Source organism: Maridesulfovibrio salinus, from assembly GCF_055394525.1.
Genome location: NZ_AP042461.1, coordinates 1042659 through 1067126 on the forward strand (window position 1 = coordinate 1042659; position 24468 = coordinate 1067126).

Genomic DNA, 24468 nt, shown 5'->3' on the forward strand with positions numbered 1-24468 from the left:
CCCAACTTCAGTGTGAAATATTCAAATTGAATATATAACTGTGAATCAAACATATATTAAAGAATGCAGCTGCAAATATATACAGTATAAATTATTCAAGGTCACACGTTATTAGTTTGATAATGTCGGTGTTATTCTTTCTAAAGCCCATTCCACTTCTTTTTGCGTTATTACAAGGGGGGGAGCAAACCTTATAATATTGTCATGAGTTTCTTTGCAAAGAAGACCATGCTCTTTAAGTTGCTCACAATACTGTCTTGCCCCGCCGGCGTTTAACTTGAACTCAACAGCCAGGAGAAGGCCTCTTCCCCGCACTTCTTTTATTTTAGCATTGCTTATTCTTTTCAGTCCGTTAAGAAATCTTTCCCCCATGGAAGCCGCATTATTTATCAGGCCTTCATCTGTTAAAATTTTAAGTGCTTCTCTGGCGATTGCGCATGCAAGAGGGTTGCCGCCAAAAGTTGAACCATGCTCTCCCGGGCGTAGAACTCCGAGCACCTCACTGCTGGATAGTACAGCGGACACAGGATAGAATCCCCCTGAAAGGGCTTTTCCTACAAGTGTTATATCAGCTTCCACTCCTTCATGTTCTTCGGCCAGGAGTTTTCCTGTCCGGCCCAGTCCTGTCTGTATCTCATCAAAGATAAGGGCGACATTATGCTCGGTGCATATCCGGCGGGCTTCTTTCAGATATCCTTCGGGAGGGATTATAACTCCGGCTTCACCCTGTATGGGTTCAACAAGAAATCCGACGGTATTAGGGGTGACTGCTTTTTCAAGGGCTTTGGAGTCACCAAAGGGGATGACTTTGAATCCGGGGGTAAATGGGCCGAATCCTTTTCTGGATACAGGGTCTGTTGAGAAACCTACAATGGTGATGGTGCGGCCGTGAAAGTTGTCTGCGCAGACAATTATTTCCGCCCGGTCTTCCGGAACTCCCTTAACCATATATCCCCATTTGCGCACTGCCTTGATAGCGGTTTCCACCGCTTCAGCCCCACTGTTCATGGGAAGAACTTTATGGGATCCTGTAAGTTCGCACAGTTCCTGATAGAAAAGGGCAAGCTGGTTGTTTCGGAAGGCCCTCGATGTGAGAGTCAGTTTCTCCATCTGGGTGGCCATGGCTTTTTGGAGACGTGGATGGCAATGCCCCTGATTCACGGCCGAGTATGCCGAAAGGCAATCCATATACTTTTTCCCTTCAACATCCCACACCCACACTCCTTGCCCGCGTTCAATTACTACATCCAGAGGTTTGTAATTGTTGGCCCCGAGTCTGTCTTCAATCTCGATATAGTCCGATTGCTTCATGGAATGCTTCCTTTATATAATTGTTTTATCCAATCATAATACATGCGTGTTGATTTTGCTAGGAGGAAGAATTAGTTTACTGAACTATCAGTGAATAAAATTCAGAAAAGAAATATTATTGAATCCATAAGTTGATATCTGCTGCTTAAGTGTACGAAATTGAATGAACAATACGGGTATATCTCTGTCTGTCGTATATATCTTCGTTTAAATTATAAGTCGATCTGGATGATTTGAAGCTGTTTTTATTATATAGGTAAAGGTAGTGGAAGAATATGGGGATCATATAATGCGAAATATATTATTTGTTGATAGCGCTGGAAGTTGTAATAGCTCTTTCAGGCGGCTTGTCGGGGATAAAGTCGGCCTGACTTGTGCTGCAAGCGCAGAGGAAGCCCTTGACCTTCTGAAAGATACGGCAGATTTCCAGGTGATTCTGACAGACTATAACCTGCCGGGAATGAGGGGAACTGAGCTTCTGTCCAAGGTTAGGGAGGCCTTTCCCGGTATCGTCCGAATTATGATCTGTGGCAAGCTCAATCAGAATATAGCAATCAATGCAATCAATGAATGCGGGGTGTTTAAACTGTTGACTAAACCATGTCCGGCAAGTGTTTTGCGGATGGCTTTAAGGGACGCGTTTGAACATTATCGGGTACTGAATTCAGATAAGGATCTTCTCGATGACAGTGTCAGAAGTGTGATCCGGCTTGTCAATGAGGTGGCTTCGCTACTTAAACCGGAGCGCAATGCCCGCACAACAAGGATTATGCCTACCATCAAGGCTATGTGCCGCAAGCTTGGAGATCCTGATCCGTGGAGTACCGAGGTGGCCGCTGTGCTGTCCATGATAGGCTTTGTTTTTCTTCCTGACGAGTTGATGGAAAAAGTTGAGGACGGTGTTTTTTTGGGTGGTCATGACCATGAAACCTATATCCAGCATACCCGGTATTCAGCCAAACTTATTTCTGGAGTGCCGCGTCTTGAAAATGTTGCCACAATTCTATCTCTTCAGGAGGCAAACTATATTCAGGACAGCAGAGACGGGGGGTTCGCCGGTGATGAAATACCACTGGGGGCAAGGATACTCAGGGTTGTTTCAGACTATGACCGTCTGAGCATGGGAGATCGTACTAAGGGGGAGATTATTTCCATGATGAAAAGAAGGGCGGAACTGTATGATCCTAAAGTCCTTGAGTGCCTTGTGGGGGTCCTCGGGAGTGACGCCACTTTTTATATCAGAGAGGTTTATCCTCTCGGTCTTGAAGCGGGAATGATTCTCGCCGAGGACGTGTACGGCCTCGTTAAAGGTAAGATGCTGAAATTCCTCTCTGAAGGTCAGACTCTCAGTGATAAGACAATTGACTACATCCATAAGAATGGTGAAACAATACTTGACGTGACAAAAAAGATAAAAATCAGGGAAAATCTTGTTCTGCATAAACCTTCGCAGTCCGGGGAGGCTTGATGACCGGGCAGAGCAATAAAGAATTCAGGATCGAGGTCGAAAGGTTGCGCCCAGGAGTCTTTATCAGGGTTGAAGGTGTGCCCTGGTACAGACATCCTTTTTTGACCAGCAGCTTCAGAATCAAGACCGAGGAACAGATTGAGACTATTAAGTCACTTGGTGTCAAGAAGGTGGTCTGCATACCGGATAAAAGTCTGGTTCCACCTTTGAAAGAAAGTAAAAATAAAGAAATAAAGCCGTCTTCCGCTTTGCCGGGAGAGAATCCGGTTCCTGATGAACTCTACGAAGAGAAGAAAAAACGGATTGCGATTCTCAAGGCTAAAAAGGAATCTGTTTCAAGGGCGGAACAGCAGTATTCCATCTCCGCAGAACAGATTGAGAATTTAATGACATCCATCAACCGGGGGAATGCACAGTTTCTGGAGGAGGCGGTACAGCTTTCAAGCGAGCTTTCGGGGTATTTTCTTAAGGATAAAGAAGCAATAATGCATGTTCTGAACCTTCAAGGGAATAAAAAGGATACACTATACTACCATTCACTTAATGTCACCGTACTGGCTCTTATCCTTGGCCGTGCCTCCGGATTGGAAGACAAGGAAATGGAAAGTCTTGCTCTGGGGGCCATTTTTCATGATATTGGTAAATCAAAAATAGATAAGAAGATCCTTTATAAAACAGGACAACTTACCAAGCCGGAAATAATGCTGATCAGAAAACACCCTTTTTTTGGTGTTGAGCTGCTTTCCAAAAGCGATAAATTTCCACCGGAGTCTATGACTGTGGTGTACCAGCACCATGAGCGTTTTGACGGGAAGGGTTTCCCCAGAGGGCTCAAGGGCAAAGACATCTGTAGACTGGCGATGATCCTGTCCATTACTGACTTTTATGACAAGCTGATCAATAAAAGGGATAATACCAAGTCGCTGACTCCGTATCAGGCTCTATCGTATATGTTTTCCAAATGTGGACATATGTTCGATAAGGAATTGCTTTCCATATTCATCAGGTGCATGGGGATTTACCCTCCCGGTACGGTGGTGGTTCTTAATAAGGAGATCGTGGGAATGGTTGTTTCGGTTAATCTGGCTAAGCCGTTACAGCCCAGCCTTGTTCTCTATGATCCTCAGATTCCGCAGGGAGAGGCGCTGATAATTGATCTGGAACAGGAGCCGGATCTTTATATCACCGACTCCATTAATCCATCAAAGTTGTCACCCGAAGTGTATGAGTATCTGTCGCCCAGATCCCGGATCACATATTTTGTGGACCCGAGCATGCCTTCTAGTGACTCTCATCACCGCTGATAGTTATTGCCTTTTAGCTGACTCGGCAGATAACTTTTCAACCCATTTTGATCCGGTGGGCGGTTCATAATATGCAAAGGCATCGATGATTTCGGAAGGAGTGGTCCCTGTGACAAGTTTTTCCCGGTGCATCCCCTTGAGGAACCCCTCGTTGACAACATTATCGAGGAATCCGAGCAGGGGGTCATAGTAACCGTCAACATTGAGCAGTCCGCATGGTTTAGTATGAAAGCCCAACTGTGCCCAGGTAAAGATTTCAAATATTTCGTCCATGGTTCCTATCCCGCCGGGCATGGCGATGAATCCATCGGACAGTTCTGCCATGAGTGCTTTTCTTTCATGCATGGACTCTGCGATATGAAGTTCACTCAGGCCGGTATGTGCAACTTCTTTCTGCACTAAGCTTCTCGGGATAACACCAACGACATTTCCTCCGGCTTCCATGGCGCTTTCGGCGAGAATGCCCATCAGTCCCATATTTGAACCGCCATAAACGGTGGTAATATTTCTACGGGCAAGTTCCCTGCCCATGGCACGTGCCGCATCGGCGTATTTCGGATCATTTCCCGGATTGGCCCCCAGAAAAATACATATGCTTTTCATCATTTATCTCCGTCAGAAACCGATTTGAGTATTTTGGGAGTATCGGCTCTGTAAAACGAGTTATAAGCCAGAGTGAGCAGGACCGCAAATCCAGCCGAGACAACCCCTAGGGCCGCATTGTAAAAGGGGGGGGAGGCAAGGGCCAGCCTTATCAGAAGGGTAACCAGCGCAAAGCCGGAGTTCCTGAATACTGCATGGAATTTCGGTAGAAACCTTTGAGAGATAAGCACAAGAAGTATGTCACTGAATATGAGAATCGTGTAGAATGTACTGAAAAAATCAAATGCGCTCATTCCGTTTATGAGCAGGCAGAAATCATATATTCCAAGCCCGGCAAACAGGACCAGAAGCAGTAAGGCCACCAGTTTCTTGGAGGCAACATAGCGGAATTTGAATGAAGGTTTCAGAGGCTTGCCCGGTCTCTGTATGCGGTAGTAAATACCAAGCAGCACAAAAACTGCGAATGCCCCGACACCATCGGAAAGAATCTGGTAAATTGGTGTCATGTTTCCGGTGAAAGAAATCGGTTCCGGAAAGTTCATCAGTTCCTTGAAAGAGTTCCTCATCAGTATTAGGCACAGGATTTCAAACTGTTTGCCAACGGATTTTGCAAAGGAGCAGGGAAGCACAAATATCAGGCTGATAACCTCAAGGACCAGTACCAGTGTAAAGGCAATGCCTACTGCGGCGTAATGACTGGTCGGGGTTTTGGCTGCTATGGCCTCGGGGAGCAGACCGTGTCTTCCAAGTTCTATTCCCAAAAGAGCCGCGATGAAACAGGTGATCAGCAGCCCGGCCACTCTGCGCTGGGTTTTTTCGTTTTCCCAGAAGGCGTGCAACGGATCAAAGGCAAAGGTTGCCAGTTCGTATACTGAGTATTTCATTTGAATTTAACTATAATGGCTGTACAGTCATCTTCAAGGGCTAACCCTTTGCGATGGTTATGAACCTCGCCAAGAAGTAGGTCCACGATATCCTGAGCCTGTTTGTGGTGGTTGTCGCTTATTATCTGTTTAAGCTTGTCTTTGCCGAATGTTCTGCCTGAAGGGGAGTGGGCTTCCCATATCCCGTCCGTGTAAAGGATAAATATCTGCCCTGGTTTAACCCGGGTCAGGGTTTCTTTGTATAGAAAGTGCTCATCCACGCCCAGAGCCATCCCTTCTCCTATGAGTTCTTCATAAGTATCAGTCTCAGGGGTATAAAGCAGGCCCGGATCGTGTCCGGCCCTGATCCAGTTCAGAGTTCTTTCCTCCGTATTACATATGACAGTGAAGGCGGTCATGAAATGGCCGGTCTGTATACAGTCTTTGGTTATAAGGCTGTTGACCCGGCATACAACATCGACCAGAGGCAATCCCTGTCCTGTAAGTGACCGGATGTATGCTCTGGCACTGGTCATGAGCAGAGCGGCACTTACACCATGTCCTGATACATCACCAATGGCAGCCGCGAAAGTTTTCGGACCGCAAATGCTGCAGCCGAGAAAGTCGTAGTAATCGCCGCCCGTTTTTTCTGAAAATGTGCAGCGTGCACCTATATCAACCCCTTCTATTTCCGGCGTTCTGCGGGGAAACAGAGATTGCTGGGCTTCATCCGCCAGTGAAAGCGCCTGCTGGGTGGCGGAGTGTTCACGTAACTGGGGAACCATATTGTTGAAATTGGCTGCAAGTTCTCCAAATTCATCCTTGGAGTGAAAGTCTGCCCGTGCATCCCAGTCACCGTCTCCTACTTTGATCATCGCTTCCGAAAGAGTGCTTACCGGTCTGGAAAGGCTTTTGGAGGCAAAGTAGGCTACCAGTGCAATTGCACAGATCACGAAAATGGCTATAAGAGAAGTTCCCTCGTACTGGTTGGCAACACTTTCCCTTACGTATTGCTCGGCTTCGTCAGCTTCTGCGGTAAAATCTCTGACCGGTGTGATGATGAGCAGTGACAGCTGTCTGTTTACCGGGCTGTATGTCCAAAGAGACGGAAGTCCCTTGAAATTCATCTGGATTACACCAGATCTACCTTCATCAACATCTTTGATCAGGGTGCTGAATTCGGGGCTGTCTTCTTTGAGCCATTCCGGTTCCGGCGGGGCAAGCCAGAACATTCCTCTCATATGCTGGCGGCTTGTGTCGGGCTGATTATCACCCACTTTACCGACTATCAGCAGTTGCTCAGGATTATCGTTTTCCTCCTGAGCTGAGGATACCATCATTATCTTTGTTCTTTCCGGTTTATCGGTGACAAGTGGGTTATCCATTGCCGCGCCGACGGGGATGACGAGCGATGTTAATCCAAGAAACTTCCCATCATTATCCAGCAAAGGAGCGGAGAGCCGATAACAGAGAGTTCTGGAAGCCGCATCAAGAGACGGCAGAGCCCAACTTATCTTCCTGTTTTGCTTGATCTCTTTGTACCATGGGTGGGTTCTGGCATCATATTTACGGGGAAAAGAATTATGAGCCGGGTAGGAGGCTACAAGGCCGTCATCGAGTATTATTTCCTGCCACAGGGCGAGGTCTTCCAAGGTTTCTCCACAGGCTATGAAAGCATGGATCAAGGGAGATATTCTGGTTATCTGAGGCATAGCCTGTTCAGGGGTAAGCCCTTCGGGAATCCAGAAAGAAATCCTGTCTGGAGCGATTGGAAGATCAATCAGATCTCCGCGCTGGACAGCGGCCATTCTGTGCTCTGCTTTTCTCATCATTCCGTGGCCAAGCAGGGCTGTCTTTTTATAGGCCGGGTCATTAATCAGCTCCGGCTCATTGATGGTTTTATCCAAGCTTGTGATAAAGGGCTTTACTTCAAGAGTGGGAATATCGTCATCAGTAAGTCGAAGTTCGGCTTCACTCTGAATGCTTTTTAGGGTTGTTCTGTACAGCCTGTCTTCAAGATTTATAAGAGCTGCGGCCCCTTCTGCTTCTTTGGCAAGGCTTTCGGTTGCCCGTTCCAGCAGGGTCACTCTGGTCTGGGTCTGTAAATCTGCTCCCAGTTCTTTCAGCGAGTTTAAGCCATGCGTTTTAAGCACAGCCAGAGGCACCAGTGAAAAAGTAAGGAGGATTATAAGTATTTTCCAGCGGATCTTCATAAGCGCATTTAACCCCATCCACCGTGATTGTTCAATCAGAAAAGAAATTTACATGAGAGGTGAATTTCCAAAGAAGTAAGTCAATAGAATAACGACACCGAGCGATGGCAGCAGGTTGGCCAGATTTATACGTTTTATTTCCAGCAGAGTAAGACTTATGCCGATAATGAGCAGCCCACCCGTAGCAGTCAACTGGTCGATTATAAGCGGAGAAAACCATTCCTGAAAAGAATTTGCAAAGATGGTCAGGGCTCCCTGGTAGATCAGAACAGGAATGAAAGAGAATAGAACGCCAAGTCCGTAGGATGAGGCCAGAGCGATGGAAGCGAAACCATCCAGAATGGATTTTGTGTAGAGGATCGTTGCATCTCCTTTGATGCCTTCTTCAAAAGATCCGATGATGGCCATGGCCCCAATGCAGAAAATCAGAGACGCGGTGATCATGCCGTCCACAAAACCGGAATCTTTGGAGCCTACTGCGCTTTTAAGCTTTCCGGCCAGTCTTTCGAACAAAGTGTCCAGTCTGAGTATCTCCCCGACTACTCCACCTATGAGCAGACTGAAGATAAGTATCAGGATGTCTTGAACTTTCAATGACATCTGAATGCCTATGAGGATAACACCCAGCCCAAGAGCCTGAAAAATAATCTGACGTATACGTTCGGGAAAACGGCTGTGCAGGATAATGCCGATGATGGAACCGCCGATGATTGCGGCACCGTTGACAAGGGATCCGGTAGGTATCATGGGAATCTCTCTGATTGGAAATGTTGTGGACAGGCGAATATACTTATCACTGAGGAGGGACCTTTACAATAGTATTAATGTCGGGATTCTGGAGGTTTTTGCCAATAAATGATGACATTGGTGAGTCAAATGAATCCAAGGCAGAGTCAACCGGGTAAATTGTATTGACATCGCTCAAAGCATGGAATATTAACAATCCCTCACATATGCCGGGATGGCGGAATTGGTAGACGCAGCGGACTCAAAATCCGCCGGTAGCAATGCCTTGCGAGTTCGAGTCTCGCTCCCGGTACCAGATATTACAAGGACTTACAGCTTTTGTGTTGTAGGTCCTTTTTTAGTTTAGTGATTAGTTATCCCACTTGTATCCCACTTTTGTGTGTGAAGTGTTTGGTCAATATGTGAATTGGGTGCCTATCTTTGTAAGAATTTGCCTCTTGAGGGGGTAAATAATGCTGAAAGAATCATTAATTGCGTGAAATTCTGTAAGGTTTGTGTAGGAGGACATTCCTGTCCGGTTAAGCTGAAATAAAAAAGTCCAAAAACTCCTCGAAAAATGTTATGTAATTGGTATCTAAGCAATACAAAACAAAGGAGAATTTGGACGTGGCTTATAGTAACACAATTCTTTCCCAACTGCTACAGTTGATACCGAGACATGTTTTTGAGGCTGTAGAACGGCAGCATCCAAGCGTAAGAAAAGCTCGCGTTTTTACGCGCTGGGCGCAGTTTGTATCTCTGGCATTTATTCATCTGGCTGCACGGCCTTCCATGCGTGATGGGATCCGCAATCTGGATGCGAATTCTCAGCAATACTACCACCTCGGTATCAAGCCTGTTTCCCGATCCACGTTTTCTGATGCCAACAAAAAGCGTCCTGCTGAATTTTTCCAGACTTTGCTTGGCGAAATGTACAAGCGATGTGAGGCTATTTCCCCTGTTCACAAATTTCGTTTTAAAAACAAGCTGTTCAGCCTTGATGCCAGCACTATAAAACTCTGCTTGGAAGTCTTTCCGTGGGCCTCGTTCCGCAAAAAAAAAGCGGGAATCAAGCTCCATACCTTACTTGATCATGACGGCTACATTCCTGCTTTGACGGTTGTTACCGATGCCCGGCAGCATGACTCCAAGGTCGCCAAAACGCTCAAGCTTCCCAAAGGATCAATCGTGGTTTTCGACAAGGTCTACAACAATTACCAATGGTTTGCAGCCCTTATTGAATCTGGAGTGAATTTTGTTACTCGCCTCAAGAAAAACGCAAAATTCAAAGTCGTTAAGCGCAATCCTGTCAAAAAGAAACAGGGGGTTACCTCTGACCAGATTATCCGAGTCAAAACACGAAAAGGCAGTCTGGAGTTACGCAGGATCGGCTACCGAGACCGCGAAACAGGTAAACATTACAGCTTCTTGACCAGTAATTTGTCACTTTCTGCGAAAACAATCGCGGATATCTATAAAGAACGTTGGCAGGTCGAAATTTTCTTCCGACTGATCAAACAAACCCTGAAAGTTAAATCATTTGTCGGCAAATCTGAAAATGCGGTTCTGAGTCAAATCTATGTGGCCATGATTGTCCATTTGTTGCTGGCTTACTTGAAATTCAGATCCAAGATCGGCTGGAGTTTGCAACAGATGATCCAGCTTGTGCAATTAAACGTTTTCAGACGCTTTAATTTAGAAGATCTGTTCGATCCACCAATAAAAACATCAAAGATTAAAGAAGGTTATCCATTGCTGGAGATGGCGTGTTAACCGGACAGCATTGGTAGGAGGACATTAAAGTTAGAAACTGGGCAATTTATAACCTCCTGAATTTACGAAGGTCATAATTACAGATTAAAAAATAAAGTTGGGAACTGCATTGTGCTTTCCAACAGGAATAATAATTGGGTAAGATTTGGTGTTCAACTGCGAAGATTGGGGGCACACTATGATTATTTTTTTAGATCCTTGATCCTTCGAATGTCTGCAGTTTTGCCTAACATAATTAGAATGTCATTCTCGGCAATTACGTATTCCGCTGGAGGTATCAGGAACAAATCTTCTGGAGCAACTTGCTTAATAGCTATAATGTGAACATTGTACTTCGCCCTAAGGTTTAACTTAATCAGGCTCTTACCAATAAATTTTTCAGGAGGTTCAATCTGTATTAAATCGAAATCTTCTCCGAGCGGAATATAGTCCAAAATATTAGGCCTTGACAGTCCTCTTGATATTCGTAAGGCAGAATCCCTCTCCGGATGTATTATTTCTGTAGCACCCACTCGCCTTAATATTTTGGCATGGTCATCATCAAGAGCTTTGGCGAGTATTCGTTTGATACCTATTTCCTGAACATATAGACAAATGAGTATGCTTGTGCTTATCTTAGTTCCGGTCGATATTATCGCCGCATCCATTTCCTCTAGCCCAAGTGACTTAAGAGCTTCCTTGTCTGTTGCATCAAGAACCATGGCTTCTGTTGCGTATGGATCGATAGCTTGAACCCTGTTTTTATTGCAATCTATGGCAACAACTTCATTACCATCTTCATATAGAGCCTTCGCTGCGTAAAAACCAAAATTTCCCAAACCGATTACAGCAAAACGTTTCATTTTATATCCTTATTTTTCAACCAATCATTATATTTTCTTCTGAATACTCAATGCTTCGCTTAGTTCCGGACCCGATAATAATATAAGTGAAGGCGAGAATACCAACCCTGCCGATAATCATCATCGTAATTATCCAAAATTTTCCCCAGGAACTAAGTTCAGCTGTGATTCCCATTGACAGCCCGACTGTTCCAAATGCAGAAACTGTCTCAAACAAGTAGGCCAAGAAATAATCATGGGAACCTAGTCCATTGAGTCCTCCTCGTGAGCCTTCTGCCAACAGCATGAAGAAAACGATCCCGATAATCCCCAAAGCCATCATAGTTAGAGAAATACTTCGGGCCACTGTTTCATGGGGAATGCTCTTTTTAAATATATTAGTGCGACTGTTCCTTTTTATCCTGCTTGCTGTAAAAGCCACAAGAAGTGCTAAGGTTGTTGTTTTTACGCCTCCTCCACAAGATCCTGGAGAAGCCCCGAAAAACATTAGAAAAATAATAACTGCAAGAGTGGCATCCTTCAGAGAAGCAATATCTACTGTATTGAAACCGGCGGTTCGGCATGTGATTGACTGGAAAAGAGATGTAGTTATTTTGCCAAAAAGATCAATATCATTCTGGGTACTGCTTTCAAGAAGTCCAAACGCTACGGCCCCTAAGATAACTAATATTAATGTGGTGAATAAAACCATTTTAGTCTGTACCAACAATCTAGATCTCTTTTTAGCTCTATTTTTGATCCATAATTTTATGTCATAAAGAACTGGAAAACCAATTCCACCGACAATGATTAATAAGCATATTGTCAAATTTAACAACAGACTATCTCTATATCGCATCATACTGTCTGGAAAGAGAGAGAATCCTGCGTTGCAGAAAGCTGAAACTGAATGAAAAATGCCTCTATAGACAGCTTGCGCTATTGGAACTTCATGAGCCCAATGAATTGTTAGTAAGGCTGCCCCTAGCAACTCAACCCAAAATGTAAACAAAACCACGTTTTTGATTAAATGGAAAATATCTTCTCTGGGGGTATGAGCGAAAAGATCCTGAACAAGAAGCCTGTGTCGGTATGAGACACTTTTCCCAAGCCAACGGAAGAGTGCAACAGAAATCGTCATTACCCCCAACCCTCCGACTTGAATGAGAACTAAAATAACCGTTTGTCCGAATGGAGAAAAATAAGTACCTGTATCAACAACAACTAATCCCGTAACACAAACCGCCGATGTCGCAGTAAATAGCGCATCTAGCCATGAAATGTCCTGGCTAACAGTGGCTATAGGTAGCGTAAGGACGAGTGTTCCCATAAAGATAGCGGCAAGAAAGCTCAATAAAAGAATGAAGGCTGGATGCATTTTCATGATTTTAATCCGAAATGTCATAAATACATCTGGGGTTCAGGTAATACGGGCAATTGTAATGTTCCTTAGTCAGGCAAATATCATGAAGCCTGTTGCCACCCAAAACCATTCTGTCCAGATATGCCCCGCAGACAGTCAGTTCTCGTTGCGAGTCGATTCGGCTATAATTTAGTTTTGGGCAAATTTGTTTCAGTTGATAGCTTAATTGGTACTCCGGATCAAATTCTAATTTAATAAATTCATTTAAACCGGTTAGTTCCTCTGTAAGGTCAAATGTACTTGCATAATCGACTCCTGCTTTTTGCAAGAGCTCGAAGACTCTTTTATTACATTCATCAAGCAACACAAGAATGGGAATCTCTTTGCTGAGTTTATTCTCTTTCAATATTGAACAGAGCTCAATTTGTGTCATTCTTTCTTTAGATTGAACATTTCTCATCGTTACAACAATTAGTTCAGGTTGCATTGTAATCGCTTGATGCAAGCACAGCACAGGAGAGTTCACTACGTCAATACCAAGAACTCCATTATACATTTCCTCATTCGAATCACATAATAAGATTTTCATAATGAATATTCCTGCACTTTACATATACGGTTGTTATTTTTGTTTACATTTTGTTTCAAATGCCAATGTTTTTATTTTGATTAGGTCTTTTAAAACTTTCAGGATACTGATTATAATGACAAAAAATTCAAGTCGCCCAAGAAACATGGCAAGAGTTTCAGCCCAAAGAGCTCCTGTCGGCATTTGAGCGGATGTAACCCCGACAGAAAGGCCGACTGTTCCAAGAGCAGATGCGAATTCAAACATTGAGTCTCTTAAACCATAGCCGTAAGCGCATAAAATCATGACCCCTGTTCCATAAGTTGCGAAATAAATGAACATAAAAACAGCAAGTTGCCTGATTTTTACTTCACTGATGAAAACGCGGCGTTGACCTTCCCAGATCGGGAGTTCCGTGATTGCTGACCTGGGCAACAGACTGCGCTTGATTTCACAAAAAAAGATCTTAAGGAGAAGATAAATACGGAATTGTTTTATACCCCCGGCAGTCGAACAGGTTCCTCCTCCGATAAGCATTAGAATGAGCATGATGAGCACCCCGAAGGAATTCCATTCCCCATACCCCACAGTTGAGAATCCGGTGGTGGAAAGTGCTGAGACAGCCTCGAATATAGCCACGCGCATTGCTTTCCCCAGATGGGGATACAGATTCTGACTGGTAAATATAAAAATGGCTGTTACGGACAAAGGCAACAGGCACGACATCAATTTCACTTCCCCGTTTCTGGCAACAAAATTAAGTTTACCTCTCCAAAGCAGCCACGCAGTTACAAAACTTAAGTTGCCTAATATCATCAAGGGCAGGCTAACAGCTTCAACAGCTAGAGAGTTCCAATGACCGATGCTCTCCGGGTACGTAGAGAAACCACCAGTTGAAATGGCCGCAAAAGAGTGATTGACAGCATCAAACGGAGACATTCCTGCCAACCAGTATGCGCAAGAACCTCCTGCGGCGTACGCAGTATAAATTATCAGTACCAAACGAGCCGACTGCCGAACGTGAGGTACCAATTGATCACCGCGTCCTTCGGCATTTGATATTCCTGTTCCGGTTGAACCGACAATGGCGGACATCATTATGATGGCCAGCCCGGCTCCTCCTGCCAGCTGAATAATACTTCGCCAAAGCAGAATTATTCGCGGAGCAGATGTCACGTCCACAACAGATAATCCTGTAGTAGTCCAACCGCTCACAGATTCAAACACGGCATTGGAAAATGAAAGATTAAGGATATCGATAAATGGAGCAGCCGAAAATAAAATTACCAGAATCCAACTCGCAAGAACGATAATCCCACCTTCCTGCACAGAAATGGTTGATTCAGATTCAGACTTGAACAGTTTCCACATCCCTCCACCGCACAAGAGAAGACCCGTCGCCGGAGAGACAAAAGAGAGTGCGTAAACAGTCTCCTCGGGATCAGTTATTAAGATTAAAAGAGGACTCATCATTATGAGGCCGGCCAAAAGGAGAATTACGCCTATTGACGAAAAAATAGCCTTATATCGTTCGGCCAGATACTCTAATTCGCGCAAAGCAAATACCTCTTAACTATCATCGATCAAAGTTCTCCCGTCAGCAGTCTTAACACCTTTCCATGATTTTCCGGTATGGTGATCAGAACAACCCGATCCTCTTCCTGAAGGTAATTCCAGCCACGGGGTACAATCGGCTCATTATCCCGAATAACCACCGCAATTAATGAATTCTCAGGAAGAAATATGTCCTTCAGCTGTTTGCCTATGACAGGGGATTCCGGCCCTAAAACGGCTTCAGTCACGTTGACTTTGCCTTCACCGATAGGCAGTAAATTTAAAATTTGCTCCAGCGATGCCCGCTGTTCAATCAGACTGCCTACAATTTGTGTGGTCGAAAAAGCGGAGACTCCCAAACGTTCGAATATCTCAACGTTGTCAGGATCGTTAGCCAAGGCAATGGGTCTTGGCACGTTAAATCTGAGAGAAGCCATCTGGCATATTATGAGGTTGTCCTGATCATTCGGAGTGATAGCGAGTATCGCGTCCGCCGCCATTGCTCCAGCCTCTTTAAGGAGCTCAAAATCACTACCGTCACCCCAAAGTACAGTTGCTGAAAGGTTACGAGCGAATTGAACGCACTCCTCTTTGTCATCATTTATAATGACAATTTCATACCCCTTGGCTGTAAAATTGCGACAAAGGAAGTAAATAGTTTCTCCACCGCCAACGAGTATTATCTTCATGATACAGCTCCATTACTGTTCGAACGCCCTTTTGAAACCGATTGTAAGAACATTTCGGCGGCTACAGATGTCGGGCAGATTGTATCTATCTCCAATTGAGCGTAGATCTCTTCCCGCTTTGGGTCGAAAACTCTGGCCACGACATGCGGGACATGAAAAATTTTCTTAGCTACCTGAGCAACCATGAGATTTACATTGTCAGCGTGAGTTGTAGCGATGAATACATCGGCATTCTTCAGTTTGGATTCTTTCAGTATTGCCATGTGAGTGGCATCTCCATTGATTCTAAATCCACTGAATTCTGACGATAGAGAGTCAAAAGTTGATTCAACTCTGTCAATAACCACCACCGAGTTACCTTCTTTGCTGAGACTATTGGCCAGATGAGAGCCTAGTCGCCCGCAACCTACAATAACAATATACAGGCTATTCATCCGGTTCTTCTCCAGCTTTTGCTTTTTGGGGTTCCGCCTTATCCTGTCCAAAATCTATTTTACTTGTTTTAAACCAAGATGTTGTACGCTCCAAATTAGTCCATGCAGCCTTAAAAGAAGGGTCCATGTCTAAGGCAGCCCGATAAAATTTTTGAGCTTCAGACCTTTCTCCCTTTAATTCAAACAATGCTCCAAGAATATTGTAGGCCTCAGGTTGTGCCGGATCAGCTGTAATGGCTTTTTGGGTTGTTTCCCGCGCAAGGGCAAAGTCTCGATCAGAAACATAAAGTTTGGCGAGTTCTATAAGCGTAGGATAATCTACCGCAGTATCTGAATCGAGTTTTTCTCGTTCCAGCACCTGATGTGCAGTTTGTCGTATTTCTGTCGGGCTGAACGGCTTTTGAATAAAATCAATTGCACCAAGTTTCATCGCTTCCACGGCAGATTCAACAGTTCCATGAGCTGTAATTATGATTACCCGTATTTTGGGCCAATGCTCTTTGATTCTGTGAAGAACCTGCATCCCGTCAATTCCCGGCATTTTTAAATCCAGAAAGACCAAATCTATTTGTTCCTGATTTAATTTTTGGAGCGCATCCTCACCGTTGACGGCGGTTAGTATGCGTACTCCAATTGCCTCCAGGGACTGTGACATGGTTAGCCTTATGTTCTTTTCATCATCGACAATAAGTACTGACGGTTCCATTGTTGAAATCTCCTTAGCTGGTTACAGGGATAGCGAATGTAAACGTACTTCCGTTACCTTTTGACGATTCCACCCAAATTGTTCCTCCATGTGCCCGAACAATTTCTTTACAAATTGCCAAGCCCAGACCACTTCCTCCTGCTTCCTGACCTTTTACCTGCACAAACTTCTGGAAAATTTTCAATTGATATTTTTCGGGTATTCCCGGTCCATCATCATGGACAGATAAATGAATATTATTACCGATTTTTTGGGCCTTAAGAGTGATGCACCCTTTGTCTTTTACATACCTGAGCGCGTTAGAGACAAGATTGCTAAGAACCCACGTTATTTTATTGGCATCAGCTCTTATGGTGGGTAAATCACTAGGAATGTCATATTGGAAATCAACTTGCTTTATTTCCAGTTGGCTTTTGAAAACCGCACGGACATGTTCAAAGAGAGTTGACGCAGGTACATTTTCAAATTCCATTTCAATTCTACCTGCTTCGATTTTTGATAAATCCAGCAAGTCGTTGATCAGGGCTTTCATCCTGTGAACTTCTTCATGTGCTGCTCGTAAGAGATCCAAGTCAGATTCAAGTAATGATTGCGAGGCATGCTCTAGTAAAAGATCAACACTCATCCCCAGACTGGTTAATGGTGTTCGCAATTCATGGGATGCAGCCATTATGAACTCACTTTTTAGCTGCTCAACCTCTCTAAACCGGGTAATGTCTCTAAGGAGGAGTACAATGCCTGAAAGATTTTGCTCTCTTCCTCGTATCGCGGTTACGGAAAACAGGTAATGTCTTGTCTGTTCATTACGAATAAGAGCCACAACTCTTTGCTCATCCGGTATGTTAGGGGGGCGTCCTGTTTCAACCGTCTTTTGTACCAAACTGCACACTTTCGGGTCAGATATTATGTCCGAGCAATGCTTTACTATTGGAGCGGTGAATGGAATTCCAACCATTTCACGAGCAGCAGGGTTAATGCTTGTCATTTCAAGATTAATATCAAAGACGATCAGGCCGTCTTCAATACTCGATAAAATAGCTTCCCCCTTATTTTTCTCTGAAATTATCTGCTCAATGTTCATTTCATGATAATGAAGGAGCTTAGCAGCCATTTCATTGAATTCATTTGCCAGACGACCCAGTTCATCCCCGGTCTTAACGACCACATGAACAGAGTAATCCCCGGATGAAATTTTTCTTGATGCCGCCATAAAATTTCTAATGGGGCGAACAATTCGTTCTGCAAGAAGGAGGCTGAATATCAGTGCTACTATCAATGAAGTTGCTGCAACAATTGAAGTTGACCAGATAGCTCTTTTGGCGACTTGTTCAGCCTTCAGACTGGCCGAGTACATGGTCTCCTCATTGAGCTTTCGCAGTTCGATACAGGCTTCTCTTACTTCAATGAAAAGTGGGTAGGTAGACTTCTGATATGAAGAGGGGGAAGGTTCGGAATCTATTTCATTATTTAAATTCGACCATTCTGAGAAATGCTTACGAAAAACGGCATAGCTGGTGTCGATCCTTGTCACAAGGCTATCTTCACCATTAATCGTGATGTTATCTTTCGCCCTCGCCAGCCATTCAAGAAAAGAAGCTTCATTCTCCCTGAACATGGTAGTCCCTTTTTCGGTCTCCCCAAGATAAATGAGCAGGATCCCACTATCCTGACGCTCAAGTGCATCAACCATGTTCTCAGCCGCAAGAATGCTTCTGTAATTTTCACTTAGGATAGCCTCTGAGGCTTTGCCAAGAGAGATCAAATTGAGGATGGACCAAGCTACTACCAATCCCATAAGAGCAAAAGCGACCCCGTAGCCAAACAATATTTTCTTTTTTAATGTCATAGCATTATCCTCAGCATCATTTTGGGTAATCTGCTATTGTGTAGCAATATGCATGCCGAAGACAAACTATAAGAATTTAGGTGAGTTCAGTTCGTTTAAGATGGGTGTCTATTGAAAAATGAAAGATAGACTTTTTGTGTGATTGCAAAATGCAAGGGAACTTCCCCCTAATAAGGAAGAGATAATCCGAGCAGGAAAAAAGGAAAAAGACGGTTAAATCCCGTATGCCTTTCGTTTCCTCCAAAGAGTAGCCTGATCTATTTCCAGAATATCTGCGGCTTCCTGAAGTGACGAAGACTGAGCTATGACACGTCTGATATGAACTTCTTCAATTGTCGACAGCGAGACTTTAGCTCCGATTGAAGGGTAGATTTTAGCTGGAATTATGTTTCCGGGCAAATCATCAAGCCCAATTTGATTTGCATTGCCCAATATTACCGCGCGTTCGATAGTGTTGCGCAATTCTCGAATATTACCGGGCCAAGAATGAGAAATTAGAATTTCCTCAGTCTCAGCTGTAAATTTACACAGTTGTCTATGATTGACTTTACAAAAATAGGACAGAAAGTCGTAAGCCAACGGCAGAATGTCTTCTGTTCTGTTGCGAAGCGGAGGAATAACAATATTTATTACATTCAGGCGGTAGAATAAATCCTCTCGGAATTGACCGTTGGAGACCTTGTTTTCCAGATTGGCATTAGTCGCAGCAATAATGCGGATATCAGCTTTACGTGAAATGGAATCTCCTAAGCGTTCATATTCCTTGTCTTGTATGAGCCGTAATAATTTGGCCTGCACCTGAAGATCCATGTCCCCGATCTCGTCTAAAAACAAAGTCCCGCCTTCACAGGAGGCGACTCTGCCGAGGGTATCTCGAATGGCTCCGGTAAAAGCTCCTTTCACATGCCCGAACAGCTCACTTTCCAACAAATCTGGAGGGACCGCTGGACACGAAACAACCGCCATCTGCTTTTCTGCGCGGGGGCTCCATTTGTGTGTTGCTCTTGCAAAGGCTGTTTTTCCTGTTCCACTTTCTCCTTGAAATAGAATAATAGCTTCCGAGGATGCTGCCTTCTCTAAAGTTGCAATCATCCTTTTCATCTGTGCGTTTTTGCTTTGAAGCCTGCATTCAGGGCCGAAACGCTGTAAATCTTCTTTTATTGTTGAAAGCTCTGTTTCAAGTTTGCGGATTTTTCCAATCCGCTGAGTCAGAATTTTAACTTGGTTCGGAGTGAATGGCTTTTCAATATAATCGAATGCGCCCTGTCTCATTGCTTCCACTGCAGTTTCAATTGATGCATGTGCGGTAATCATAACAACTTTCATCCAAGGTGAGCCTGACAACAAAGTCGGTATCAATTCCATCCCATCGTTCTCACCTAGTTTTAAATCCAAAAAGACCGCATCGAATGATCTTATGCGGGCCTCTTCCTGTGCATCCTCGGGGTTGCTGACAGCGATAACGGAGTGCCCTTCTTTTGCCAGGCAATAGGACAGAGTTTTGCGAATGTTTACCTCATCGTCGACGACAAGTATGCTGAGGCTTGGATTAGAAATGATTGTCATATGTAGGTGTGGTATAGGTTTTATAGTCAGCTCGTCCTGCCTGCTGCTAAGCGAAATTCGAGCTGAGTCTTCCAGACAATTAGGAAAATTATTTTCCTGGGACAGGCAGGGATTATTTTGAAAAGATCTAATGTAACATGTTACATTGCCTAAATAACGGTTTGGCAATTGCGGATCAAGTTTTAATAATTCGGACTGGTAGCGTATCCTTTGAGGTGGAATGCGCAGAAATAATCTGGCCTGTGCGAACAATATCACTGGCTATCATTTTGTGTCTATAATGTTGATGTTGGAGTCTAGATCATTGGGCGATTCAATTCCCCATAAATGACCATAAAATACGGTCAGTTTGGCAAAGATCAAATAAGATAGGTTAAATCGCATTTTCTTTGTTGATGGTCGTGCTGTTTTGTGCTCTAGTCCCTCCCATTTATTCCAAATATCTTCAAGAAGTTCGGTTGTGAGTCTATTGGAATGGGATATATAAATGCTGATCTGGATGATAATAGAGGGAGCTTTTGGTTGATTTTGTCTTTTACTTGGATGAGTTGCAGAATTAAAAGCTTCTGTAGAACTTATGTTAGTCCAGAGACACAGGCTTTCTACAGTTGACCTTAATCAAGGCGCATATATAATGAGGCTAAAATGACTTGGATATTTCACTTTACTCACTATAAGAACCTAGAATCGATATTGAATACAGGTGGTTTGAAGTGCGATTCAGAAATGGTTAATAAAGATCATGCCATCGTGGGGAACAGGGATATCAAAACTCGTCGCTTTTTTAAAAATGTGACGGTCCCTCCGAACGGTGTCGTCGCCGACTATGTCCCATTTTATTTTGCACCTCGGTCTCCCATGCTCTATTTAATTCATAGAGGGAATGTCCCTCAGTGCGATTATTGTCAAAGTGAAGTTGTTTATTTGTGCACTAAAGTTGAGGGTGTTATCTCGAAAGCTGAGTGCTGTTTTACTGATAGGAATGCGGCATTGAATTTCGCTTCTTTCTATAAGGACACCTGTCAGCTTCAAGATGTGGTCGATATGCCATTGATGCGTGAAAGGATGTGGAACAACACTCCTGATGACCTAGACCGCATGGAGCGTAGGATGGCTGAGTTTTTAGTCCATCGCTTTTTTCTGTGGGAATTAGTTCAGTTTATTGGGGTGGCTAATATGGAAGTGAAAAATTACGTTGATGGACTGCTTAAAAATAGTGGGCAAGACGTTACCACGGAAGTCAAAGCCAATTGGTATTATTAGAAGAGGTATGCGATGATTATTTTGACAGAAGGCAATTTGCTGAAGTCTGATGCTGAAGCCTTAGTGAACACAGTAAACACTGTGGGAGTTATGGGTAAAGGAATCGCGTTGCAATTCAAAAAAGCATTCCCCGAAAACTATGAACTGTATGCGAAAGCATGTAAAAAAGACAAAGTTGTTCCGGGAACAATGTTTGTAACTAAAAGCACTGATTTAATTGATCCTAAGTACATAATCAATTTTCCAACCAAGAAGCATTGGAGGGGGAAGAGTAAGATTGAGTATGTAGAGGAAGGGTTAAACGATCTTATTAAGGTTGTGCAAGACAAGCATATAAAATCAATTGCCATACCCCCGTTGGGGTGTGGGCTTGGGGGGTTATCTTGGGAGACCGTTCGCTTATTAATTGAAGGGGCTTTTGCTTCTTTACCTGATGTAGATGTTTTTCTTTATCCCCCTAAGGGGACTCCTTGCGCGAAGTCCATGCCAAACAGAACAGCTAAACCCAAAATGACCCCTGGAAGACGGTCATTGCTTGGTGTTCTGTCTCACTACGCTTCAATGCGATTCGATCCTGAGTTTACACTGATTGAAACCCAAAAGCTTTGTTACTTCTTACAACTTGCGGGCCAGCCTCTAAGGTTGAATTTCGTCAAATGGTTCTATGGCCCATATGCAACGAACTTAAAGCATGTGATAAACTCACTTGACGGGCATTATTTAACTGGATGGGGTGCAGGAGATGAACGACCTCTCGTTAAGCTCCAACTCGTAAATTCAATGCAGAGTAAAATAAATGATGGTTTAAAAAAGGATCAAGAACTTTCGGATCGGATTGAAAGAGTCCTTGATTTAGTGGAAGGTTTTGATTCTCCTTATGGCTTAGAATTGTTGGGAACCGTTCATTGGGTAATTACTCAGGAGCTTGAATGCGAAGTTGATTCTGAAAAGATTTTTGGATTGATTAGCAATTGGACTGAGAGGAAAAGCAGGATGTTTCAACGCTCTCATATTGATCTTGCAATTGAACGTCTAGAATCCAAAGGCTGGCTTCTGGATTGCCCGATTTAGCCACTTCGAATACGGAGCAAAATCGACTTTCCGATCAACTCTCTTTATTCGCTCAAGCATCAGGATAAGGCGGAAATACAATGAAGTTACCTTGGGGACAAAATCAATACGACATCCTTGCACCTCGTATTCCTTATCTCAGACACTTGCCGACTGTCCTCTGGCATAATCGTAACATGTATGCAGTGTGTGTTAAGCACAACTCGCAAAAGAGTTTTAAAAAAGCCGCTGAAATACTTGGTTATTATTTCAGAAGAGAAAATAAATATGATTTTGCGCCGTATGTACTCGAAAATCACGATGAGAACCTTCAGTTAGTACTGCTCTTGAAGGAACAATACCGCCGTTCTTACCATGTAATGGGGTGCTTAGAGTTTGATTATGGGCAGCGGTATTCAGATATCCCTGAAGGATGGATGCTCGCATGGGCATGGATGCATCCATATATCCGAAGTAATGGTTATATGACTGCTTTGTATCCGCATCTTCTCGAACGATATAAGGAATTTTATTTTGAGTTCCCATTGTCCAAGCCAATGTTCCATGTGGTGCAGAAATGTGGTTCGGACAGTCAAAAGAAATTATTTGAAGTAAAATATTAGGCCAGCAAAGGATAAGTCAGAACCCTGCCTCCAGATCAACTCCTTTGATTTTAATTTGTTCGTCCTCATGCTCCATTTTGTAATCATCTATAAAAACTTCAAGTTCACTGTTCAGTAAATGGACCATATTTTCCCCCTCTTCTGAGTGGAGTTCGGCATATAAATATATCTCTAGCGCCTTAACTGCTGGGCAAGATTCAGGCATCCTTTTGCATTGGAATAGAACTTCTTCGGAGTGCTTTTGAATTATTTCCGCAGTAGCAAAAATCAGAGCGGCCCCGACGTGTTGCCTCCTTTTGTCTTTAGCAACGTAGATTCTTTCAATGTAGCAATTGACGGAAATATCCTTTTCTAAAGGGTAATATCGAATACTTAGGTTGAATTGAATAAAACCTATTGGGGTTTGGTTGTCCGCGGCTGAAGTCGCATAGAGAATATATGGGTGTTCTGCCAACACAACAACATCATCGTAATCTTCCCAATGTTCTGTCCCAGAGGACTCTATTTCTGTTCCATCAATCCGAGCTATAGGTGATTCACTATGCAGTTTTGCTAGTGCCTGAGCTGGGAACCCTTCAGCCCCACAGTAAATATTGATGTGCGGTTTTGTCAGAAATTCGCTTTCTCTTGAAGAGTCCAGCCAGAGACACATGTATTCATGCCATGCTTCATATATTAAATTGTCCGTTTTGTTGGGGCCAGAGTAGATTGGAAAATTTAGAGTCGGGAATGGTGAAATATATTTTGAATTCATTTTGATATGGTAATTTTTGATTACAGAGTAGGTGAAAATCTTATTCCTTGAAGAGTGAGATAATTTTTTTTAAGTCTACACCTACACCTGAAATATTTGGCTGCAAAATAAACGCATCTACTAGTGCACCAGATTCTCCCGCCTTGATTTCTTTGGCTACTCTGAAGTCTGTAAGTCTTTTTTTAGAAGTAATATCTGAGAAAATTTTACTGACTACCTCGATTACATCTGTAGCTGTGTTACAGATATTTTTTAGGGGTATCAAAAGCATGTTATGTTCAGTTGGTGCTACTCTCTGTTCTAAAAAGTCATGAGGATTTCTGGTCGTAATAAGAATTGCAGGTAATACATGTTCTCCGTCCATGCCGTTCACGTTATGCCACGACAAAACTTCATCCGTAAAATGATGTCCTACGGTACCTTTGAATACAACAGCGTCATTTTTAGAAGCATGATCGGAAATTTGGTTAAAGTTAGCGAACAAGGCATCGCTAATTGGTTCCTGCCATCCGTAATCTAACAAATATATGTAGAATGACCTTTCGACATTAGCGGGAATTTCCCCCATTGAATGGATCATCAATCCCATTCTACCTTCCTCCTTTTTATTTACTATCAGAATAACTAAAAGCCTTATTTATTCTAACTAAAGAGCTATGTGTGTCAAATTTGAAAGTCGTTTTAGTCTCTCATAGGTTACTTTTGGTTATTATCGGTTACTATTGGTTACTATCTGTTATTATAGGATATTTTTCAAAAGGTGTTCCGAAATAACGGAAAATCTCATATAATCTCCCGGAGTCCGAAGGCAGGACAGGTAAGGTAGTCCCACCTTTTCAAGGTGGTCTCCCTTACGTCCTGCTCAGCCATGGGGCTGAGATTGGCTTATTCGCCTTCGGCTCAACGCAAGTTGCAGACGGAATTCAGGACTCCTGAATTTTGGACTGGCATTAATCGTCTAACTATGGAG

At 43.5% G+C, this 24468-nt stretch carries 22 protein-coding genes and 1 tRNA gene; 7 read left to right on the forward strand and 16 right to left on the reverse strand.

All coding sequences use genetic code 11. The features are described 5' to 3' along the window. Positions 1 to 111: 111 nt before the first annotated feature. Positions 112 to 1311 (reverse strand): ornithine--oxo-acid transaminase, encoded by a 1200-nt coding sequence (rocD, locus tag ACZ5PW_RS04570; protein WP_464558373.1) that lies wholly within the window; start codon positions 1309 to 1311, stop codon positions 112 to 114. A 289-nt stretch (positions 1312 to 1600) separates the two neighbouring features. Here rocD and ACZ5PW_RS04575 point away from each other — a divergent pair, with 289 nt between their 5' ends. After that, positions 1601 to 2779 (forward strand): HD domain-containing phosphohydrolase, encoded by a 1179-nt coding sequence (locus tag ACZ5PW_RS04575; protein WP_464558375.1) that lies wholly within the window; start codon positions 1601 to 1603, stop codon positions 2777 to 2779. Next, positions 2779 to 4083: an HD-GYP domain-containing protein gene (locus ACZ5PW_RS04580; RefSeq protein WP_464558377.1), complete on the forward strand. Its 1305-nt coding sequence runs from the start codon at positions 2779 to 2781 to the stop codon at positions 4081 to 4083. Before ACZ5PW_RS04575 ends, ACZ5PW_RS04580 begins: the two co-directional genes overlap by 1 nt. Before the next feature lie 3 nt (positions 4084 to 4086). Here the strand turns inward: ACZ5PW_RS04580 and ACZ5PW_RS04585 are convergent, their stop codons facing one another. The 4 genes from ACZ5PW_RS04585 to ACZ5PW_RS04600 are packed head-to-tail and all read right to left on the reverse strand — an operon-like array spanning position 4087 to position 8509. Further along, complete coding sequence (locus tag ACZ5PW_RS04585; protein ID WP_464560369.1) at positions 4087 to 4686, reverse strand: LOG family protein; 600 nt, start codon at positions 4684 to 4686, stop codon at positions 4087 to 4089. Then, the gene (locus tag ACZ5PW_RS04590) at positions 4686 to 5570 is read right to left on the reverse strand and encodes a hypothetical protein (protein ID WP_464558379.1); all 885 of its coding nucleotides are present in this window, start codon (positions 5568 to 5570) and stop codon (positions 4686 to 4688) included. The genes ACZ5PW_RS04585 and ACZ5PW_RS04590 overlap by 1 nt, the downstream gene beginning before the upstream one ends. Further along, a complete protein-coding gene (locus ACZ5PW_RS04595; protein ID WP_464558381.1) occupies positions 5567 to 7762 on the reverse strand; it encodes a SpoIIE family protein phosphatase in 2196 nt (731 codons plus the stop codon). Before ACZ5PW_RS04595 ends, ACZ5PW_RS04590 begins: the two co-directional genes overlap by 4 nt. A 48-nt stretch (positions 7763 to 7810) precedes the next feature. Beyond that, the gene (locus ACZ5PW_RS04600; protein WP_464558383.1) at positions 7811 to 8509 is read right to left on the reverse strand and encodes a DUF554 domain-containing protein; all 699 of its coding nucleotides are present in this window, start codon (positions 8507 to 8509) and stop codon (positions 7811 to 7813) included. Between the two features lie 208 nt (positions 8510 to 8717). Between ACZ5PW_RS04600 and ACZ5PW_RS04605 the strand changes: the two genes are divergently transcribed. Together ACZ5PW_RS04605 and ACZ5PW_RS04610 are read left to right on the forward strand one after the other, a co-directional pair. Then, positions 8718 to 8804 (forward strand) — tRNA-Leu (locus tag ACZ5PW_RS04605). A 272-nt stretch (positions 8805 to 9076) separates the two neighbouring features. After that, on the forward strand, positions 9077 to 10261 hold the full coding sequence (locus ACZ5PW_RS04610; RefSeq protein ID WP_464558385.1) for an IS4 family transposase: 1185 nt from the start codon (positions 9077 to 9079) through the stop codon (positions 10259 to 10261). A gap of 182 nt (positions 10262 to 10443) precedes the next feature. Here the strand turns inward: ACZ5PW_RS04610 and ACZ5PW_RS04615 are convergent, their stop codons facing one another. The 9 genes from ACZ5PW_RS04615 to ACZ5PW_RS04655 all read right to left on the reverse strand — a co-directional run bounded on the left by ACZ5PW_RS04615 (position 10444) and on the right by ACZ5PW_RS04655 (position 20066). Then, the gene (locus ACZ5PW_RS04615; RefSeq protein WP_464558387.1) at positions 10444 to 11103 is read right to left on the reverse strand and encodes a potassium channel family protein; all 660 of its coding nucleotides are present in this window, start codon (positions 11101 to 11103) and stop codon (positions 10444 to 10446) included. A 16-nt stretch (positions 11104 to 11119) separates the two neighbouring features. Beyond that, on the reverse strand, positions 11120 to 12466 hold the full coding sequence (locus ACZ5PW_RS04620) for a TrkH family potassium uptake protein (protein WP_464558389.1): 1347 nt from the start codon (positions 12464 to 12466) through the stop codon (positions 11120 to 11122). Positions 12467 to 12470: 4 nt separating this feature from the next. Further along, on the reverse strand, positions 12471 to 13034 hold the full coding sequence (locus tag ACZ5PW_RS04625) for a PleD family two-component system response regulator (protein ID WP_464558391.1): 564 nt from the start codon (positions 13032 to 13034) through the stop codon (positions 12471 to 12473). Positions 13035 to 13067: 33 nt separating this feature from the next. Continuing rightward, on the reverse strand, positions 13068 to 14384 hold the full coding sequence (locus ACZ5PW_RS04630) for a TrkH family potassium uptake protein (RefSeq protein ID WP_464558393.1): 1317 nt from the start codon (positions 14382 to 14384) through the stop codon (positions 13068 to 13070). Positions 14385 to 14596: 212 nt separating this feature from the next. Then, a complete protein-coding gene (locus tag ACZ5PW_RS04635; RefSeq protein ID WP_464558395.1) occupies positions 14597 to 15256 on the reverse strand; it encodes a potassium channel family protein in 660 nt (219 codons plus the stop codon). Beyond that, positions 15253 to 15690: a potassium channel family protein gene (locus ACZ5PW_RS04640; protein ID WP_464558397.1), complete on the reverse strand. Its 438-nt coding sequence runs from the start codon at positions 15688 to 15690 to the stop codon at positions 15253 to 15255. Before ACZ5PW_RS04640 ends, ACZ5PW_RS04635 begins: the two co-directional genes overlap by 4 nt. After that, a complete protein-coding gene (locus tag ACZ5PW_RS04645) occupies positions 15683 to 16396 on the reverse strand; it encodes a sigma-54-dependent transcriptional regulator (protein ID WP_464558399.1) in 714 nt (237 codons plus the stop codon). Before ACZ5PW_RS04645 ends, ACZ5PW_RS04640 begins: the two co-directional genes overlap by 8 nt. Before the next feature lie 13 nt (positions 16397 to 16409). Next, positions 16410 to 18242, reverse strand: coding sequence for a sensor histidine kinase (locus tag ACZ5PW_RS04650; protein ID WP_464558401.1), 1833 nt, complete (start codon positions 18240 to 18242; stop codon positions 16410 to 16412). A gap of 213 nt (positions 18243 to 18455) precedes the next feature. Next, on the reverse strand, positions 18456 to 20066 hold the full coding sequence (locus ACZ5PW_RS04655; RefSeq protein ID WP_464558403.1) for a sigma-54-dependent transcriptional regulator: 1611 nt from the start codon (positions 20064 to 20066) through the stop codon (positions 18456 to 18458). A gap of 387 nt (positions 20067 to 20453) precedes the next feature. Here ACZ5PW_RS04655 and darT point away from each other — a divergent pair, with 387 nt between their 5' ends. From darT to ACZ5PW_RS04670, 3 genes are all read left to right on the forward strand, one after another. Next, the gene (gene darT / locus ACZ5PW_RS04660; RefSeq protein ID WP_464558405.1) at positions 20454 to 21071 is read left to right on the forward strand and encodes a type II toxin-antitoxin system toxin DNA ADP-ribosyl transferase DarT; all 618 of its coding nucleotides are present in this window, start codon (positions 20454 to 20456) and stop codon (positions 21069 to 21071) included. 12 nt (positions 21072 to 21083) lie between these two features. Next, positions 21084 to 22142, forward strand: coding sequence for a type II toxin-antitoxin system antitoxin DNA ADP-ribosyl glycohydrolase DarG (gene darG, locus ACZ5PW_RS04665; protein ID WP_464558407.1), 1059 nt, complete (start codon positions 21084 to 21086; stop codon positions 22140 to 22142). Between the two features lie 80 nt (positions 22143 to 22222). Continuing rightward, positions 22223 to 22744 carry a hypothetical protein gene (locus tag ACZ5PW_RS04670; RefSeq protein WP_464558409.1) on the forward strand — a complete coding sequence of 174 codons (522 nt, stop codon included), beginning with the start codon at positions 22223 to 22225 and terminating at the stop codon, positions 22742 to 22744. Positions 22745 to 22760: 16 nt separating this feature from the next. Here the strand turns inward: ACZ5PW_RS04670 and ACZ5PW_RS04675 are convergent, their stop codons facing one another. Further along, positions 22761 to 23498 carry a GNAT family N-acetyltransferase gene (locus tag ACZ5PW_RS04675; RefSeq protein WP_464558411.1) on the reverse strand — a complete coding sequence of 246 codons (738 nt, stop codon included), beginning with the start codon at positions 23496 to 23498 and terminating at the stop codon, positions 22761 to 22763. Positions 23499 to 23538: 40 nt separating this feature from the next. Continuing rightward, positions 23539 to 24087, reverse strand: a complete 549-nt coding sequence (locus tag ACZ5PW_RS04680) for a hypothetical protein (protein WP_464558413.1) — start codon at positions 24085 to 24087, stop codon at positions 23539 to 23541. Positions 24088 to 24468 lie beyond the last annotated feature (381 nt).

What these genes read in the sequence shown, in the direction of transcription:
- rocD (WP_464558373.1), bottom strand. Translation starts at nt 1,311, where the DNA reads ATGAAGCAATCGGACTATATCGAGATTGAAGACAGACTCGGGGCCAAC.
- ACZ5PW_RS04575 (WP_464558375.1), top strand. Translation starts at nt 1,601, where the DNA reads ATGCGAAATATATTATTTGTTGATAGCGCTGGAAGTTGTAATAGCTCT.
- ACZ5PW_RS04580 (WP_464558377.1), top strand. Translation starts at nt 2,779, where the DNA reads ATGACCGGGCAGAGCAATAAAGAATTCAGGATCGAGGTCGAAAGGTTG.
- ACZ5PW_RS04585 (WP_464560369.1), bottom strand. Translation starts at nt 4,686, where the DNA reads ATGAAAAGCATATGTATTTTTCTGGGGGCCAATCCGGGAAATGATCCG.
- ACZ5PW_RS04590 (WP_464558379.1), bottom strand. Translation starts at nt 5,570, where the DNA reads ATGAAATACTCAGTATACGAACTGGCAACCTTTGCCTTTGATCCGTTG.
- ACZ5PW_RS04595 (WP_464558381.1), bottom strand. Translation starts at nt 7,762, where the DNA reads ATGAAGATCCGCTGGAAAATACTTATAATCCTCCTTACTTTTTCACTG.
- ACZ5PW_RS04600 (WP_464558383.1), bottom strand. Translation starts at nt 8,509, where the DNA reads ATGATACCTACCGGATCCCTTGTCAACGGTGCCGCAATCATCGGCGGT.
- ACZ5PW_RS04615 (WP_464558387.1), bottom strand. Translation starts at nt 11,103, where the DNA reads ATGAAACGTTTTGCTGTAATCGGTTTGGGAAATTTTGGTTTTTACGCA.
- ACZ5PW_RS04620 (WP_464558389.1), bottom strand. Translation starts at nt 12,466, where the DNA reads ATGAAAATGCATCCAGCCTTCATTCTTTTATTGAGCTTTCTTGCCGCT.
- ACZ5PW_RS04625 (WP_464558391.1), bottom strand. Translation starts at nt 13,034, where the DNA reads ATGAAAATCTTATTATGTGATTCGAATGAGGAAATGTATAATGGAGTT.
- ACZ5PW_RS04630 (WP_464558393.1), bottom strand. Translation starts at nt 14,384, where the DNA reads ATGTGGAAACTGTTCAAGTCTGAATCTGAATCAACCATTTCTGTGCAG.
- ACZ5PW_RS04635 (WP_464558395.1), bottom strand. Translation starts at nt 15,256, where the DNA reads ATGAAGATAATACTCGTTGGCGGTGGAGAAACTATTTACTTCCTTTGT.
- ACZ5PW_RS04640 (WP_464558397.1), bottom strand. Translation starts at nt 15,690, where the DNA reads ATGAATAGCCTGTATATTGTTATTGTAGGTTGCGGGCGACTAGGCTCT.
- ACZ5PW_RS04645 (WP_464558399.1), bottom strand. Translation starts at nt 16,396, where the DNA reads ATGGAACCGTCAGTACTTATTGTCGATGATGAAAAGAACATAAGGCTA.
- ACZ5PW_RS04650 (WP_464558401.1), bottom strand. Translation starts at nt 18,242, where the DNA reads ATGACATTAAAAAAGAAAATATTGTTTGGCTACGGGGTCGCTTTTGCT.
- darT (WP_464558405.1), top strand. Translation starts at nt 20,454, where the DNA reads ATGACTTGGATATTTCACTTTACTCACTATAAGAACCTAGAATCGATA.
- darG (WP_464558407.1), top strand. Translation starts at nt 21,084, where the DNA reads ATGATTATTTTGACAGAAGGCAATTTGCTGAAGTCTGATGCTGAAGCC.
- ACZ5PW_RS04670 (WP_464558409.1), top strand. Translation starts at nt 22,223, where the DNA reads ATGAAGTTACCTTGGGGACAAAATCAATACGACATCCTTGCACCTCGT.
- ACZ5PW_RS04675 (WP_464558411.1), bottom strand. Translation starts at nt 23,498, where the DNA reads ATGAATTCAAAATATATTTCACCATTCCCGACTCTAAATTTTCCAATC.
- ACZ5PW_RS04680 (WP_464558413.1), bottom strand. Translation starts at nt 24,087, where the DNA reads ATGGGATTGATGATCCATTCAATGGGGGAAATTCCCGCTAATGTCGAA.